Annotated in this window: 12 protein-coding genes; 9 read left to right on the forward strand and 3 right to left on the reverse strand. The window is 43.6% G+C overall.

From position 1 onward, the window contains the following. Nucleotides 1-636: 636 nt before the first annotated feature. On the reverse strand, nt 637-1,065 hold the full coding sequence (locus NBH15_RS27575) for an Hsp20/alpha crystallin family protein (protein WP_009859944.1): 429 nt from the start codon (nt 1,063-1,065) through the stop codon (nt 637-639). 197 nt (nt 1,066-1,262) lie between these two features. Continuing rightward, complete coding sequence (locus NBH15_RS27580; RefSeq protein WP_009859943.1) at nt 1,263-1,493, reverse strand: hypothetical protein; 231 nt, start codon at nt 1,491-1,493, stop codon at nt 1,263-1,265. 381 nt (nt 1,494-1,874) lie between these two features. Here NBH15_RS27580 and pyrH point away from each other — a divergent pair, with 381 nt between their 5' ends. The 9 genes from pyrH to rsgA all read left to right on the forward strand — a co-directional run bounded on the left by pyrH (nt 1,875) and on the right by rsgA (nt 15,427). Then, nucleotides 1,875-2,585 carry a UMP kinase gene (pyrH, locus tag NBH15_RS27585; RefSeq protein WP_005867363.1) on the forward strand — a complete coding sequence of 237 codons (711 nt, stop codon included), beginning with the start codon at nt 1,875-1,877 and terminating at the stop codon, nt 2,583-2,585. A 6-nt stretch (nt 2,586-2,591) separates the two neighbouring features. After that, complete coding sequence (locus NBH15_RS27590) at nt 2,592-5,315, forward strand: substrate-binding domain-containing protein (protein WP_244050596.1); 2,724 nt, start codon at nt 2,592-2,594, stop codon at nt 5,313-5,315. A 184-nt stretch (nt 5,316-5,499) separates the two neighbouring features. After that, nucleotides 5,500-7,815, forward strand: coding sequence for a TonB-dependent receptor (locus NBH15_RS27595; RefSeq protein WP_441342886.1), 2,316 nt, complete (start codon nt 5,500-5,502; stop codon nt 7,813-7,815). A 20-nt stretch (nt 7,816-7,835) separates the two neighbouring features. After that, nucleotides 7,836-9,722 carry a glycoside hydrolase family 32 protein gene (locus tag NBH15_RS27600; RefSeq protein WP_244050597.1) on the forward strand — a complete coding sequence of 629 codons (1,887 nt, stop codon included), beginning with the start codon at nt 7,836-7,838 and terminating at the stop codon, nt 9,720-9,722. Nucleotides 9,723-9,892: 170 nt separating this feature from the next. After that, nucleotides 9,893-11,509: a glycoside hydrolase family 32 protein gene (locus tag NBH15_RS27605; RefSeq protein WP_441342887.1), complete on the forward strand. Its 1,617-nt coding sequence runs from the start codon at nt 9,893-9,895 to the stop codon at nt 11,507-11,509. 11 nt (nt 11,510-11,520) lie between these two features. Beyond that, nucleotides 11,521-12,390 (forward strand): carbohydrate kinase family protein, encoded by an 870-nt coding sequence (locus NBH15_RS27610; protein WP_250824077.1) that lies wholly within the window; start codon nt 11,521-11,523, stop codon nt 12,388-12,390. After that, nucleotides 12,387-13,553 (forward strand): MFS transporter, encoded by a 1,167-nt coding sequence (locus NBH15_RS27615; protein ID WP_087880768.1) that lies wholly within the window; start codon nt 12,387-12,389, stop codon nt 13,551-13,553. The genes NBH15_RS27610 and NBH15_RS27615 overlap by 4 nt, the downstream gene beginning before the upstream one ends. Before the next feature lie 277 nt (nt 13,554-13,830). After that, nucleotides 13,831-14,394 (forward strand): ribosome recycling factor, encoded by a 564-nt coding sequence (gene frr / locus NBH15_RS27620; protein ID WP_250824078.1) that lies wholly within the window; start codon nt 13,831-13,833, stop codon nt 14,392-14,394. A 100-nt stretch (nt 14,395-14,494) separates the two neighbouring features. Further along, nucleotides 14,495-15,427, forward strand: coding sequence for a ribosome small subunit-dependent GTPase A (gene rsgA / locus NBH15_RS27625; RefSeq protein ID WP_010800812.1), 933 nt, complete (start codon nt 14,495-14,497; stop codon nt 15,425-15,427). On the opposite strand, the gene dgt is transcribed toward rsgA, so the two are convergent. Beyond that, the gene (gene dgt, locus NBH15_RS27630) at nt 15,424-16,749 is read right to left on the reverse strand and encodes a dGTP triphosphohydrolase (RefSeq protein WP_010800811.1); all 1,326 of its coding nucleotides are present in this window, start codon (nt 16,747-16,749) and stop codon (nt 15,424-15,426) included. The two genes, rsgA and dgt, sit on opposite strands and share 4 nt — an antisense overlap. Nucleotides 16,750-17,142: the final 393 nt, after the last annotated feature.

A 17,142-nucleotide genomic window follows, 5' to 3' on the forward strand; every position in this document is an offset into this window, starting at 1 on the left:
GTGTGGTAGGATACCATTAAAGGTAATGAAAATCAGCCACTTGACCTATTTTATTGTACTAAATTTTATCAATTAACTTATTTGTTCTCAACGGATTAGTTATAAATTTAACGAAGTATTATAGTATAATTAAGTCCTTTTTATACTTATCTTAAATATGAAACTTATACTTTACTAAAAAGAAAGGTATGCCTTACATATATGTAGACATAATATTACATTTATGTATTCATATGGTTTCATATTTAAAAGTAGTAAAGAAGATGGTTAAAGTCTACTACAATAGGGCTTAGTTCTTATAGTATAATGGGGTAACTGTTCTAGGCCGGTATAAAGGCGATAGACTAGAGAGTAGCTTTATTTTTGCTATGTGAAAATAGGTGATGCCGAATAATATCTCAGCGTCACTTGTAATGTATTGATATGTAGTGTTATATTGCCTTTTTTTTTGTTTTGACACTGAATCGGTGAAAACTATGAGGCTGTGTCAAAATCTTGTTTTGTCATGGCGGACTTGATCCGCCATCTTATCCTAAGTATGGATTATCAGTGTAGGATGCGATCCCGGATCAAGTCCGGGATGACAGAATAGTGAATTTTGACACACCCTCTATTCATTATTAATGATGAGGTTACTTATTTAATCTCAATGTTTCTCTGTAATTTGGCCGTTTCTACAGGCGCTTTTTTAGGAACATCTACGGTCAATACGCCATGTTCTACTTTAGCGCTGATCTTTTCTTTGTCAACATCATCCGGCAATATCATTGTCTGCTGGAATTTAGAATATGAAAATTCGCGGCGTAGATAACGTCCGTTATGCTTTTCGTCTTTATTCTCGTTTTTCTTTTCCATTGAAACAACCAGGCAGTTGTCATCGTCAATACGGACATTGAAATCTTCCTTAGTCATTCCCGGGGCAGCCAATTCAATCTTATAATCTTTTTCGCTTTCAATTACATTGATAGCAGGTGCTGTTGAATTAGCTTTTTCCATCCAGTCGTTATCGAAGAAATCATTGAAGATACTCGGTAACCAATTTTGATTTTTTCTGATCGGCATCATAATTAAATCTCCTATTTTTAAGTTACACATTCAATAATTTACTGAACGAAGGGTTCTTTCCGAACCCTTCGTTCAGCTATCAATAAGCAAACTTTGTGCCAGTTGGATTTAATGCCTAATTCTGTCTTTTTGTCATTTATTTAAGCTGTGTTTGACAGAATTGGTGACATATTGTAGCTATAATCCTTGAATAGCTATTAATTTGTTGCCCCTTTCTTGACTTTGTCGGTGATATGTTCGACACGGTCACCGATATATTCGGCTTCGTTAACGCCTTTATCGACTACGTCTTTGATTTTCTTTTTTGCTCTGTCGGCCAGCTCGCTCATGTCGTCGTGGATACATTTGAATTTACCGTCGTCTTCCATTTTGCGAAGCACATAGCCGATAGCGATACCGGCAGCAATACCAATCAATACATTTTTCATAACTACTTAATTTTTAAATGATTCTTTTTGTTTAATGTCTCTTTGTTTATGAAACAGTGCGTCAGGCTGTATTGTTTAGGCTTTAAAAGTGAAAAAGATATATGAAATTGTAAAGTAACATTCCCCTGTCTCTTTCCGCTGAAAGGGGAGGGGAATGCTAAAGTTAGGAAGAAGGTTTGGTTGTTTTCTTAGTGTTTTTCAAAATAAGGAATAAAGTGTGTTTCATTTCGATAGCAAAAGTAGGGGGACGGCATTACAGAGTTGCTACATAGGCTATACAGTTTTATTAAATAAAACCGGATTAATTGACTCCCGATATTGTTTGCTAATCGAAATACTGTATTTTTGCAGAAGAACAATTAAAAATCAAAAAACAGAAAGATGGCACAATACAAGAGAATTCTCCTGAAGTTAAGCGGTGAGTCGCTGATGGGAGGTAAACAATATGGTATCGACGAAGTTCGTTTGAATGAGTATGCAGCACAGATCAAGGAGATTGCAGAGATGGGTGTCCAAATCGGCATTGTCATAGGCGGAGGTAATATCTTCCGTGGCTTGAGTGGGGCGTCTAAAGGGTTCGACCGGGTGAAAGGTGATCAGATGGGGATGCTGGCAACGGTAATCAATAGTTTGGCCTTGAGTTCTGCGCTGGTTGCACAGGGAGTAAAGGCGAAGGTGTTGACTGCTATCCGGATGGAGCCGATCGGTGAGTTTTATAATAAATGGCGTGCCATCGAATTGCTGGAACAGGGTAATGTGGTGATTATGTCCGGTGGAACAGGCAATCCGTTCTTTACAACCGATACAGGTTCTTCTTTAAGAGGTATCGAGATTGAAGCCGATGTGATGCTGAAAGGTACACGTGTGGATGGCATCTATACGGCCGATCCGGAAAAAGACCCGACTGCGACTAAGTTCTCAGATATTACTTATGATGAAATATACACTCGTGGCCTGAAAGTGATGGACCTGACAGCGACCACCATGTGTAAAGAAAACAATCTGCCTATCATTGTCTTTGATATGGATACCAACGGGAATCTGAAGAAGGTGATGAGCGGCGAGAATATTGGGACGTTGGTGCATAATTAGAAAAATGTGAAATACTTCCTATCCATATTATTCCTTTTATGCCTGTTGCTTGCCGGTTGCGACCGTGCCGATAGGGAAAAGAAATATGTGATAGGAATTTCCCAATGTATGCTGGATGATGCCTGGCGGCAGCAAATGATTCGGGAGGTGGGAATTGAGGCATCCAATTATGATAGTATTAAAGTTGTTATTAAGGATGCCGATAATGATAATGACCGACAAATCGAACAGATACGCGAACTGATTGCACAAAAGGTGGATGTCCTGATTATTTCACCCTTCGAGTCTGCGCCGATAACAGATGTGGCCGAAGAAGCATTCCGTGCAGGCATCCCAACGATTATCACTGACCGTAAAGTAAACACGAACCAATATACCACCTTTGTCGGAGCGAATAATTATGATCTGGGTTTTGCTGCCGGAACATATGCCGCCAAACATTTACCCCCTCATGCCACTATTCTTGAAATCTGGGGAATGATGGGCTCTTCTCCCGCCCAGGAACGTCACAACGGTTTTCGGGATGCCTTGCAGCAACGGACGGATTTAACCTTTCGCCCCGTGGAAGGCGACTGGCGGTATGATGTCGCAGCCAAGCGCTTGAAAGAGATAGACTTTTCACAACCCATCGACTTTGTATATGCTCATAACGATATGATGGCTATTGCCGCCCGTGAACATTTTCTGGCAATAGACTCGGTGCGCGGTAAGGAATTACATATTATAGGAATGGATGCCGTGGCCAATGCCGGACTGGAAGCGGTGGCGGATGGACGGATTAATGTCTCTTTCCTTTATCCGACGGGCGGTGAACAGGTGATACGGACCGCCATGCAGTTGCTTAGAGGAGAGAAGGTGGATAAATATATTCCTTTGTTGAGCGGTTTGGTTGATAAATCGGCAGCCCAGACCCTGTTGCTTCAATCTGAACGGTTGAGCAATTATCAACAGCGTATCGAGACACAGCGGAGCCGTATGGATGAACTGCTGAACCGTTTTAATTTTCTCCGGGATTCATTGAGTGTTATCATGCTTTTGATGATTGGCTTCATTTCTTTGTCGGTCTATGTATTCTATATTAACCGTAAGATACGGCTTAAAAACCGCGAATTGCGTGAGATTAATAGGAAAGAGGAAGAACAGCGCCGTAAATTGATATCTCTGAATGCGGAGATAGAAGAGGTGACAGCCTCCAAACTCCAGTTCTTTACCAATATATCCCATGAAGTACGTACTCCGTTAACACTGATATTGGGGCCGTTGGACAGGTTGCTTAACTTATTGCACGATTCCCCCTACCTTTCAGACCTGGAGTTGATTCATAAGAATGCGGGGCGTTTACTCCGCGTCATCAACCAACTATTGGATTTCCGAAAGGTGGAGAATAAGCAGGAGAAACTGAAGATACGTGAGACGGAAATCGTTTCGTTCAGCAGTGAGGTGAAGTCATATTTCAATAGTATGGCGAAGGTGCGTACTATTACCTATACTTTTGCCTCGGACATGAAGAACTGCCGTATCTGGATTGATGCGGATATGATTGAGAAGGTGTTGGTGAATTTGTTATCCAATGCATTTAAGTTTACGGCCGAAGGGGGAAAGATTGGGGTAGCGCTGGAAGAGTCGGACGAATGGGTGACGATACATGTCGAAGACAATGGCTCGGGTATCCAACCGGAGAATTTGCCTTATCTCTTCAACCGTTTCTATTCGGAGAACAGCCGGGTGGGGACAGGTATCGGTTTGCATCTGGTCCATGAATATGTGGAGATGCATAATGGGGAGGTAACAGTGGAAAGTGTCCCCGGACAGCGAACCGTTTTCTCCGTTTGCCTTCGGAAAGATAAGACGCAGCTGAACGGCGAATATATCACGGAACTGCCCGTTTCCCATTTGGCGTATGATGCTTCGAACCTGGATGATTCCGAAGAGAAAACGTTGCTGGCACAGAAATATCCTTATTCCGTTTTGGTTGTTGAAGACGATGACGAGGTCCGTGCGTTCCTGGAAAAGGAATTATCGGAGAACTTTCGCGTACTTACAGCTGCCAATGGAAAGGTTGCTTTGAATCTTCTTCAGGAGGAAAATGAAATATCGCTTGTCTTATCCGATGTGATGATGCCGGAAATGAATGGCTTCGAACTTTGCCGCAGTATAAAAACGGATATCGCCATCAGCCATATTCCCGTTATCCTGTTGACGGCCTTGTCGGATGAACGTCAGCGTATGTATGGCATATCGGGTGGGGCGGACGGTTATATCCAGAAGCCTTTCCATGTGAACTTTGTAAAACTCCGTATGATCCGTATCCTCGATGAACAAAAAAAGTTGCGTGAGGCATTGCTGAAAAAGCTGCAAAGCAATAATATGCTGATGGCGCAACCGGAGAAGGTGGAGAATATGGATGACCTGTTTCTCCGCCGATTCCTGACACAGATTGAAGAGATATATACCGATTCTGAATTTAATGTGGAGAAGTTGAGTGATACGCTCGGTTTGTCGCGCGGCCATCTCCACCGTAAGATAAAAGACCTGACCGGAACCAGCCCGGTCGATTTTCTCCGTAACTACCGTTTAAAGAAGGCTGCCGTTCTTCTGAAACAAAAGCAATACAATATCAACGAGATTGCTTACCAGACAGGTTTTTCGTCTCCCGCCTATTTTGCCAAATGCTTTAAGACCGTTTATAACCAAACCCCGAAAGAGTATCAGAATACAGAGGGGGTATGATTTGAATTTAATATCCTATCACATTTGTCGCATTTATCTGACGGATATTATACTACTGGAATGAATTTCAGGGTATGTGACGAATGTGACAGGATTGGCTCGTTTTGTTATATCCGATTGTTTTCAGTGCCTCTACATTTGCTTCCGAAAACTTGTTAGCAAGAACAACATTAAAACATTCTATATGAAAACAGTTGCCATGATTACCATGAAGAAGTCTTTCCTTTTATTAGTTGCCGGCTGTACTTTGTCTGCCGCAACATATGCACAGGAAGCGGTAAAAGATACCGTTCAGGTGAATAAGGAAAAATCAAATGAAACGAACAGCCGCAATGTGATGCTGAATGCCTCCAGTGCGAATGGTCCCCGCGAGATATCCATCGGACTGCCCGGTGGGGATGTCAATGTTCTCGAAAATGGTTTGCCTGTCGTCTACAGTTCCAATCCTCATAATGTAAATACCCATTGGCGCGGTGACGGCAACTTGGGGCATGTCGGATTATTGAAGATTTCGGAAACGGCTATCACAACCGGTACTGTCGGATATGCGGTAAACTCTCATACGCAACTCGGGACGGAAAAATTCCAGGGTAAACTGAATTATAATACGAATCATTTCGGCAAGCAGCAAATCGACCTGAATATCAGTGGTAATGCTGGGAAAGGTTGGTTTTACAGCGGAAGTATTTATCAGGATTTCGACCCGGGAACTTTCAAGCTGCGTTTTGCTTCCAATCAGGACCGTACCCAGATTTATAAAGTAGCTATCACCAAACGCTATCATCAGGACCGCGGTGAATTGTCGGTTATTTATCATTACAGCAACAGCCGCTGGCCCTCGAATGCCGCGACCAATGCCCCTTTTATGTATGTGGGCGACGGAAGTGTGAAGGAGATTCCCGGTTTTAAACTGGGCACAAGTTCTTACCTGCCGACAACGGGCGAGATGGTTTATATGGATATGCGTTCCGGTGAATTGAAGAAGGCCAACCTCTATGATGCCTCTCTGAATAAAGGCAACCAGATTAGTCTGCATCATGCTTATAAATGGGATAACGGATTGAAATGGATTGTGAATGCCAAATACGACCATGCTCTCGGTTCTTATGTCTATCAGACGCCGATGTCGCTGGAAAAGAAGACTTCGGAAGACGGCTACTCCCTGAAAGACCTGGAAGGTAATCTGACTCCTTATGAAGGCTATGTGCAAAGCCGCATGTCTTGTCTGAATCGCGGTAATATAGATGAAACCTTCCTGACTTCCGAACTGTCGCGCGAATATAAAAACGGAACCTGGCGTATCGGGTTGAACCAGTGGCATTATAAGATTGATTATGCCTCCAATACTACCATGTACGACCATACAGTGGAAGAATATCCGAGCCGGCTGATGAAAGAAGGTTATACTGATGGCATTTACTACGACTTCAACAAGAATGCTTCCGAATATTACAAAGGGTATGAAAATAAACTGGCCCTTTATTTTACCCACGATTGGGATATCAACGACAAAATCAATGTCTACTATGGTGCCCGTTTCGAATATCAGAAGATGCACGGTCAGAATGCAGCGGTCTATCTGAGAAATGACAGCGTATTGGGACGTTTCCCTAACTATCATTTGGGGGCGGCTTATAATAAGAACGGACAGACCGGAACTGTCGCTCCGCAGGATTTCGATTATGACTGGTTCAATCAGGTTTATACGTTTGCCCTGACCTACAAACTGACCGGGCAGTTCGGTTTTACAGGCGATTTCACTTATAATACGCAGCATCCTGCCATTTCCAGTTTTGCCCCGTCCGAATTGCCGAATGTGGAGAAAGTATCCATTCCGTTGGGACGTGCCGGTATCTATTATAATAATAACTGGTTGAGCCTGACGTCTTTGTTCTCTTATATCGGAAAGACGAACAACAACTCTACCCTGAACCTGATTAATCCGAACAACTCGAAAGATATCAACGCAGCCCCGCTCAGCTACGATATTAAAACTATCGGGTGGACGACCGACCTGATTGCCAAGTTGTTCAGAGGCTTCGACCTGCACTTCCTGTTTACTTACCAGAATCCGACCTATAAGAAATATGAAACAGGCGTGAATTTCTCGGACGGCAGCTACGCCGGTATCAATGCAACCGGCAACATCGTGACGGAAATACCGAAAGTCCTGCTGGAGATTGATCCGAGTTACACCTATAAAGACTTCCGGGTTTGGTTGAGCGCCCGTTATTTCAGCAAGACGTATGCCAATATCAACAATGCCTATTATTTTAATGGTCGTTGGGAAACATTCGGAGGCGTTAATTATAAGGTAAATAAGTATCTTAGCCTGGGAGCGACAGTCGTGAATATCCTGAACCAGACCGGAGCACGCGGCAGTATTTCGGGAGCCGAACTGGATAAGAAGGAGGATGCCTCCAAGCATAACGGGCAGTGGATGGCCGGCAGCTATATCCGTCCCTTCACCGTAGAATTTAGTGCAAACATTACATTTTAACAATTAATCTATTATCATATATGAAAGCAACGATTTTGAATAACTGTAAGAATTTTCTGATGGGCTGTGCCGTATCAGTAAGCCTGGCCTCTTGCCAGTCCGCTTCTAAAGAAGGATTTACATTGGAACAGCAGGGCGATACACTAACGCTTGTCCATATTACGAATCCGGCCAAATACCTCTTGTTGCCGGTGGAAGAACATACCGGTGAAGGGCAGGTGTGTCTTGTGACGGGGAATCCGGTGGATACGGATATGGATATCCGTCTGGCTAAAAAAGAGACGGATTATTTCGTCCCTTTCGAACTGCCTGCCGGAGCAAAAGAGGCAGTTGTCCGTATCCGCAAAACGCCGAAGGATGCCATATGCTGGAAAGAGATGAAACTCTCCGACACGTTCGATACGGCCAACCGTGATAAATTCCGTCCTCTTTACCACCATACTCCGTTGTATGGCTGGATGAATGATGCGAACGGACTGGTTTATAAGGATGGCGAATATCATCTTTACTTTCAGTATAATCCTTACGGTTCGGTATGGGGAAATATGCATTGGGGGCATTCCGTAAGCCGTGACCTGGTTCATTGGGAACATCTTCCGGTTGCCCTGGCCCGTGATACGATGGGGCATATCTTTTCCGGCAGTTCCGTTGTGGACAATGATAATACGGCCGGTTACGGTGCCGGTTCGATTGTCTCCTTCTATACTTCCGCCAGCGATAAGAACGGACAGATACAATGTATGGCTCACAGTAGCGATAAGGGGCGTACGTTTACCAAATATGAAAAGAACCCAGTCCTTACCCCGTTCGACGGCCTGAAAGATTTTCGTGACCCGAAAGTGTTCTGGTATGCTCCGGAAGAGAAGTGGGTGATGATTGTGTCGGCCGATAAGGAAATGCGGTTTTATTCTTCCAGGGATTTAAAAGACTGGACGTATATGAGTGCTTTCGGTGACGGTTACGGTGTGCAGCCGAGCCAGTTCGAATGCCCGGATATGGTACAACTGCCGGTAAACGGAGATGTGAATATCAAGAAATGGGCGCTGATTGTCAATATCAATCCGGGTTGTTTGTTCGGAGGGTCGGCTACGCAGTATTTTATCGGGGATTTCGACGGAACAAAGTTTGTCTGCGATACAAAACCGGAAGTAGTCAAATGGATGGACTGGGGAAAAGACCATTATGCGACAGTCTGCTTTTCCAATACCGGCGACCGTGTCATTGCCGTGCCCTGGATGAGCAACTGGCAGTATGCGAATATTATTCCTACGCAGCAGTACCGTAGTGCCAATGCTTTGCCTCGCGAATTGACTATGTATTCCGAAGGGAAAGAGGTGTATGTGGCTGTGAATCCGGTCAGGGAACTGGAATCGCTCCGGAAAGAGACACGCGAGATTCCTGCTTTTACGGTTGAGGCGAATAAAGCTGTCAGCATAGATACGCTGTTTGCCGGAAATGATGGCGCATTCGAGATAAATCTGAATGTAGCAACCGGTAAATCGAGTATCGCAGGCTTTCAGTTGGTGAACGGGATAGGTGAGTATGTGGATATTTATCTGGACCTGAATGCGAAGAAGCTGGTTATGGACAGGGTGCATAGCGGTATCGTGGACTTTGGAAAGAATAGTGTTCCGCATGAAAAGGAAGCGCATGATAACCGTATCGCCAACTCCATTAATTATGTGGACGATTTTGCTTTGGCGACCTGGGGACCGTTATCTCCGGCACAGGAACATACGCTCCGGATTTTTGTAGATAAATGCTCTGTCGAAGTCTTCCTCGATGGCGGAAAGGTGGCTATGACCAACCTTGTTTTCCCGAACGAACCTTACAACAGTCTGAACTTTTACAGTAAGGATGGTTCCTGCCGGGTAAATTCGCTAGTCCTTTACAAATTAGGACTTTGATAATTGAAAATGATGTTTTTCAGGTGTTAAGTGACATTTGTTATACTTTATGTGCGTTTTGTTATCGTTTATATTATAAGTATCTCATACTTTTGTCAGACAACTTGTGAGTATAATTTAATAGCATGAAGAACAGTATGAATTACGGAAAATTGTTAACTTTATCAGGAATGATGTTGGTTTTCTCTGCCGGTATGAATGCGGAAGATATTACATTGAAGATTACGAAGAGATATTTGAATCTTCCGGTTTCCCATCAGCAGGAACGTGCGGTAATGACACTGGCTGTCGATGGGAAACAGGTCCGGTCCTTTGATATCCGACTGGCTCCGGCACAACCGGATTACTGGGTGTTTTGCGATGTATCCTCTTTTAAAGGGAAACAGCTGAAAATCTCTTATCCGGGAGAAGTTGCCGGACTGGACAAGATTTATCAGGCAGATGAAATAGCCGGACAAGACAGTCTTTATAAAGAGACAAACCGCCCGCAAATCCATTATACCCAGCGCAGAGGATGGAATAATGACCCGAACGGTCTGATTTATTATGAAGGCGAGTATCATCTTTTCTATCAGCATAATCCTTACGAACGGGATTGGGGCAATATGCACTGGGGGCATGCGGTGAGCAAAGACCTGGTTCATTGGGAGGAATTACCTCTTGCCTTGTTTCCGGATGAACATGGAACGATGTTTTCCGGTTCGGCTGTAATCGACTACAACAATACTGCCGGATTTAACAAGGGAGGAACTCCTGCCATGGTAGCCATCTATACGGCCGACAGTCCGGAAAAGCAGGTCCAGTGCATTGCCTACAGTCTCGATAAGGGAAGGACCTGGACTAAATATGAAGGTAATCCCATTATTGATTCGAAAGCCAAATGGAACAGCCACGATACACGTGATCCGAAAGTCTTCTGGCATGAACCTTCCGGAAAATGGGTGTTGGTGCTGAACGAACGTGACGGCCATTCAATCTATAACTCGGATGATTTGAAAAACTGGACTTACGAGAGCCATATTACCGGATTCTGGGAATGTCCCGAACTGTTCGAACTGCCGGTCGACGGAGATGTGAATAATACGAAATGGGTGATGTATGGTGCATCCGGTACTTATATGACGGGGACGTTTGATGGAAAAACATTTGTCCCCGAATCCGGAAAACATTATTATTCTACCGGAACAATCTATGCCGCACAGACTTATAATAACATACCGGCATCGGACGGACGCAGGATACAGATTGGCTGGGGCCGTATCTCCCATTCGGGTATGCCGTTTAACGGGACGATGTTGTTGCCTACTGTCCTGTCTTTGCGGACAACCAAAGAGGGAATCCGTTTGTTCAGTGAACCCGTAAAGGAATTCGAAACATTGCAAACGTTGAAAGGACAGTGGAAAGATTTGACAGCCGGGAATGCTAATGAGTTGATGCTACCTTACAATCAGGCGGATTGCCTCCGTATCCGGGCTACATTGAAATTGTCGCATGCGACGAGTGCCGGATTGAGCTTGTACGGACAGAATCTGTTGGATTATGATATGAACTTCAATAGGGTTAACGGCGTTTTTTATTCTCCGGAAGATATGACGAGCATGGAAATCTCTGTCGATATGATTCTGGACAGGACTTCTGTTGAAGTATTCGTAGACGGCGGTGCCTATTCATACTCTATGGAAAGAAGGCCCGACCGCGCAAACAAGACAGGATTCAATTTCTGGGGAAATAGCATTGAAGTCACGAACCTGGAAGTCTATTCGCTTAGTTCGATTTGGAATAAATAAAATATAAAATCATGGAAAAGAATAAACCTGTAGTAGTCGGTATCGGCGAACTCCTTTGGGATGTCCTGCCAACCGGAAAGCGTGCCGGAGGTGCCCCGATCAACTTTGTATATCACGCCACACAAATGGGAGCTGAGGGATATGCCGTCAGTGCAGTAGGAAATGATTTGTCGGGAACGGAAATCGTTCAGGAATTGGAAAAGAACCATATCTCCAATAGCTTGGGAACAGTAGAATATCCGACCGGAAGTGTGATGGTGGAACTGAAGGATGGTATTCCGACCTACACAATCATTGAAGGCGTTGCCTGGGACCATATCCCTCTAACCCAGGAATCTATCGACCTGGTAAAGAGGGCGGATGCCATTTGTTATGGCACATTGGCTTTGCGTTCACAGGCATCGAAAGAAACGATCCTGTCTTTATTGTCGTATGCACGTGAAGATGCGTTGCGCTTTTTCGATATCAATATCCGGCAATCGTATTATTCTAAGGAGCTGATTGAAGCGTTGTTGCATAAAGCGAATGTCTTTAAGGTGAATGACGAGGAACTGGTATTACTTCGGAGCATGTGTGATCTGGAAGGTACAGACGAGGAAGTGTGCCGTAAGATGTTGAGGAAATATAACCTCAGATATGTGATTCTGACAGCCGGAAGCGCTTTCAGTTCGATTTATTCGCCGGATGAGCAGTCCACTATCCCGACTCCTAAAGTACAGGTTGCCGATACGGTAGGAGCAGGCGATTCTTTTTCAGGGGCGTTTGTCTATTCTATATTAACAGGGAAATCTCTGCATGAAGCCCATCAGCTTGCTGTTGAAACGGCCGCTTTTGTTTGTACACAGGAAGGGGCATGGCCTCCTTATCCGAATAAAGAATGATCATGAAAGAAAAAGGTTTATATATAAAGTTGATCCCGGTCATGCTGGCGTTCTTCGCTATGGGATTTGTGGATCTGGTGGGGATTGCTTCCAACTATGTGAAGGCCGATTTGAATCTGACAGATTCGGAGGCGAATATCTTTCCGTCGCTTGTATTCTTCTGGTTTCTGATTTTCTCTGTTCCAACCGGAATGCTGATGAACCGGATCGGACGGAAGAAGACTGTATTACTCAGCCTGTTCGTTACATTCTTCTCTTTGCTGCTCCCAATCTTTGGCGATGGTTATATGCTGATGCTTATTTCCTTTTCTCTGCTGGGTATCGGTAATGCCTTGATGCAGACTTCTTTGAATCCGTTGCTCTCGAATATCATCAGTGGGGATAAGTTGGCCAGTAGTCTGACTTTCGGACAGTTTGTAAAGGCTATCGCTTCTTTCCTGGCTCCTTATATCGCGATGTGGGGAGCAACGGCTGTGATTCCTTCTTTCGGTCTGGGCTGGCGGATACTTTTCCCGGTTTATATGGTTGTTGCAGTTATTACAATCCTTTTGTTGGGAGCAACGCAGATAGACGAAGAGAAGCCGGAAGGGAAACCTTCGACATTCGGAGAATGCTTTGCCTTGCTGGGCAAGCCTTTTATTCTGTTGTGTTTTATCGGCATCATGTGCCATGTCGGCATTGATGTCGGAACGAATACAACGGCTCCGAAAATCCTGATGGAGCGTTTGGGAATGGGATTACATGATGCATCGTTTGCCACCAGTCTTTATTTTATCTTCCGTACGGCCGGTTGTTTCCTGGGTGCTTTTATCCTGAGTCGCATGTCGGCCAAGATATTCTTTGGCATAAGCGTTGCAATGATGGCGCTGGCAATGGTCGGATTGTCTTTGTTCCACGGCAAAGAGATCATATATATATGTATAGGGTTGATTGGATTCGGAAATTCGAACGTGTTCTCGATCATCTTTTCGCAGGCAATCCAGTCCATGCCCCAGCGTAAGAACGAGATATCCGGGTTGATGATTATGGGGCTGTTCGGAGGAACTGTCTTTCCCCTTTTCATGGGCTTCCTGTCGGATGCAATGGCTTCGCAGTTGGGGGCGGTGATTGTGCTGAGTGTGGGCGTTCTCTATCTGATGTTACTTTGTCCGAAGCTTAAGTGATAAAGCATCCCTTATGAGGTAATGAGAATATCATATATTGTAATATAACTGTATCATAATATATGATATTTTATTTTTATAATATATGATATCTTAGTATCATAATATATGATACAAATTTTCTTTCTGGATTGCTTTGTCGATTTCTTCGGAGCCGCAAGTTTATGCTACGCTTTCAGTTGAATTATAGTGCTAAAAAAGTAATTTGTTTGCTAGGTTCAAAAACTTTACTACTTTTGTTTATCGAAAAAAACAGAAAACAAAATATCAATCAGTTATGGCAGATATCAAGCAGTATGTAAAGTCAGCAGAAGAGAAAATGACGTTCGCAATCGATTATCTTGACGAACAGTTGGCTCATATCCGTGCCGGAAAGGCTAATCCGAAGATCCTTGACGGAGTGAAGGTTCCTTATTACGGAGGTCTTGTTCCTCTGACTAACGTGGCTTCGGTAAATACACCGGATGCAAAAACGATTATCATTACTCCGTGGGAAAAGCCGCTTATCAAAGAGATTGAAAAGGCAATCATGAACTCGGAAGTAGGTATCACTCCTGAAAATAACGGTGAAATAATCCGTCTGGGGATTCCTCCTCTGACAGAAGAACGCCGTCGCACGTTGGCTAAACAATCCAAACAGGAAGCCGAAACGGCAAAAATCAGTGTTCGTAATGCGCGTCGCGATACGATCGAGGCAATAAAGAAAAGTGTGAAAGCCGACGGAACTCCTGAAGATGTGGCAAAAGATGCGGAAGCGGAAGTTCAGAAGGTGCACGATAAATTTATAAAGAAAGTAGATGACCTCTACGCTGCTAAAGAAAAAGAAATAATGACAGTATAAATAATTGAAAATTGAGAATTGAGAATTGAAAATTACTTTGACGCGTATCGTCCGGTAGTTTGTTCAATTCTCAATTTTCAATTTTTAATTTTTAATTAATATGAAGGGACTGGTAATAAAGAATACAGGTAGCTGGTATACCGTACGCACCGATGACGGGCGTGATGTGGAAAGTAAGGTAAAAGGAAATTTCCGTTTAAAGGAGATACGCAGCACAAATCCTGTCTCTGTCGGTGACCGGGTTGATATCGATATCAATAATGAAGGTACGGCGTTTATTACCAGGATAGAAGACCGTAAGAACTATATTATCCGGCGGGCTTCCAACTTATCTAAACAGTCGCATATCATTGCGGCCAATCTTGATCAGGCCATGCTGATCGTAACTGTCAATTATCCGATTACTACAACTGTTTTTATCGATCGTTTTCTGGCCACGGCTGAGGCTTATAGTGTGCCGGTGAAGTTGGTTTTCAATAAAATCGACCGTTATAAAGGGGAAGATAAGGAATATCTCGACGCCTTGATTAATTTGTACACAACGATCGGTTATCCCTGTTCTACCCTATGTGCTAAAACGGAAGAAGGTCTCGATGCGCTTAAAGCGGAACTGAAAGATAAGATAACTCTTTTGTCCGGCCATTCGGGAGTCGGGAAATCAACGATTATCAATAAGTTAGTTCCCGGCGTTAATCTCCGGACCGGCGATATCTCCGAATATCATAATAAAGGGATGCATACGACAACTTTCTCTGAAATGATCCCGCTGCCGGAAGGAGGCTACCTGATTGATACCCCTGGAATCAAAGGGTTTGGTACCATAGAGATGGAGACTGCTGAAATCTCCCACTATTTTCCGGAGATATTCAAATTCTCCGAAGATTGCCGGTTCAACAACTGTAGCCATCGTCATGAACCGGGGTGTGCTGTTTTGCAAGCGCTTGAAGATCACTATATCAGCGAGTCTCGCTATAAGAGCTATCTCAGTATCCTGGAAGATAAAGAAGAAAGCAAATATAGGGAAGAGTATTAAACGGCCGGGAGGCTCATTCCTGTGATCTTGCGGTATAGGTCGAGTGCATAAACATCCGTCATTCCTGAGATATAATCAAGTACACATTGTATTTTGCCATAAGTGGTTGGTGCATTCGTGTCATATTGTTCCGGGATGCGCTGCAACAATAATTTACTATATGCATGGCTCTGATTCATGACAGCTTCTGTCAGACTGTCGATCAGATGGCTGAAGATATGGTAACCGGCCAGTTCTATGTCGAGTACTTCTTTGGCGCGGTAAATCTTTTTGTAAGCCGTTTTTGAACAGGTGGCATAGGCTTGTTTGGCTTGTTCTCCTATCTGCTCTATCAAAGGGGTATTATAGGTTCCGTCAAGTATTCCGTCTTCATTTTCAAGGAAGACACGTGAACATTCATCTACCAGTAGTCCGATGATGCAGGAGCGTAGATAGGCGATCTGTTCGTTTGTATCGTCCACCATTTTCATGACACGGATGATATGGTCCAGTCGTTCTCCTTCAAAAAAGTTGAGCAATAGTTGAATGGCTTCTTCTGTTGTAAGGATATGTAGTTTGCAGGCATCTTCTATATCCATGATCTGATAACAGATATCGTCGGCTGCTTCTACCAGATAAACCAGCGGGTAACGGACAAATTTATTCTTGTCTTCAGGATTGTGGTTTATTCCCAATTCGGTAGCTATGCGCATATAGGTTTCTTCTTCCGACTGGAAAAAACCGAACTTCCCTTTTTTACCTGAATGAACCGATGCATAAGGATATTTGACGATAGAGGCCAATGTGCTGTAAGTTAAAGCAAATCCGCCTTTTCTCCGGCCGATAAACTGATGGGTAAGCAGGCGCATAGCATTGGCATTGCCCTCAAAATGAAGAAAGTCTTCCCAACGGCCACCAGCAGAACGAATTTCATCTTCCAGATAACTGCCGTTCCCTTCCAGGAAGTAAGCGGAAATAGCTCTCTCTCCGGAATGTCCGAATGGCGGGTTACCCATGTCGTGAGCCAGGCAGGCTGCGGAAACAATGGAACCTATTTCCGGAAAGTTAATACTTCCGTCGGGATATTTTTGCATCAACCCCTTTGCTACATTATTACCTAACGAACGACCTACACAGGAAACTTCCAGGCTATGTGTCAGACGATTGTGGACAAAGATACTGCCTGGCAAAGGAAATACCTGCGTCTTGTTCTGTAACCTGCGGAAGGGGGAGGAGAAGATCAAACGGTCATAATCCCGCTGGAAGTCCGTACGTTCATGTTTACGTTCATGATATTCTTCCATTCCGAAACGTTTACCTGATAATAATTGGGTCCAGTTCATATTGCTATATTAATAATGTAATAATTACAAAGGTAGGCATTTTGGAAGACAATAGGAATATGAAGGTTTCAAATAAATATTTTATTACGGAGTTCTACCAGAACTTATATAGCATTGCGTTTATCCGGTTGTAAATCTATTAAATTATAACCAAAATAAGCAATAATTGTTTGAATAAAGATCATTATTTTTGTTTATATTAACACAATAATATCGCGTTTCCCAGCACACTCGCATCGGTATTAACATTTGTTTGTAGCAAATAGACAGAGTTCTGGTAGAACTTAGTTCTTGTTCTGGCTGTATGTGTGTAAATGTTAAACCTGTTATTTAACTTTAGGATAAAGTGTTATGGAAATTTTCATTATTAATTCACCTAAACAATCTGACTTT

Source organism: Parabacteroides caeci (assembly GCF_023656795.1).
GTDB classification, from domain to species: Bacteria; Bacteroidota; Bacteroidia; order Bacteroidales; family Tannerellaceae; genus Parabacteroides; species Parabacteroides segnis.

Coding starts and splice junctions, on each gene's coding strand:
- NBH15_RS27575 (WP_009859944.1), bottom strand. CDS start 1,065: ATGATGCCGATCAGAAAAAATCAAAATTGGTTACCGAGTATCTTCAAT.
- NBH15_RS27580 (WP_009859943.1), bottom strand. CDS start 1,493: ATGAAAAATGTATTGATTGGTATTGCTGCCGGTATCGCTATCGGCTAT.
- pyrH (WP_005867363.1), top strand. CDS start 1,875: ATGGCACAATACAAGAGAATTCTCCTGAAGTTAAGCGGTGAGTCGCTG.
- NBH15_RS27595 (WP_441342886.1), top strand. CDS start 5,500: ATGAAAACAGTTGCCATGATTACCATGAAGAAGTCTTTCCTTTTATTA.
- NBH15_RS27600 (WP_244050597.1), top strand. CDS start 7,836: ATGAAAGCAACGATTTTGAATAACTGTAAGAATTTTCTGATGGGCTGT.
- NBH15_RS27605 (WP_441342887.1), top strand. CDS start 9,893: ATGATGTTGGTTTTCTCTGCCGGTATGAATGCGGAAGATATTACATTG.
- NBH15_RS27610 (WP_250824077.1), top strand. CDS start 11,521: ATGGAAAAGAATAAACCTGTAGTAGTCGGTATCGGCGAACTCCTTTGG.
- NBH15_RS27615 (WP_087880768.1), top strand. CDS start 12,387: ATGATCATGAAAGAAAAAGGTTTATATATAAAGTTGATCCCGGTCATG.
- frr (WP_250824078.1), top strand. CDS start 13,831: ATGGCAGATATCAAGCAGTATGTAAAGTCAGCAGAAGAGAAAATGACG.
- rsgA (WP_010800812.1), top strand. CDS start 14,495: ATGAAGGGACTGGTAATAAAGAATACAGGTAGCTGGTATACCGTACGC.
- dgt (WP_010800811.1), bottom strand. CDS start 16,749: ATGAACTGGACCCAATTATTATCAGGTAAACGTTTCGGAATGGAAGAA.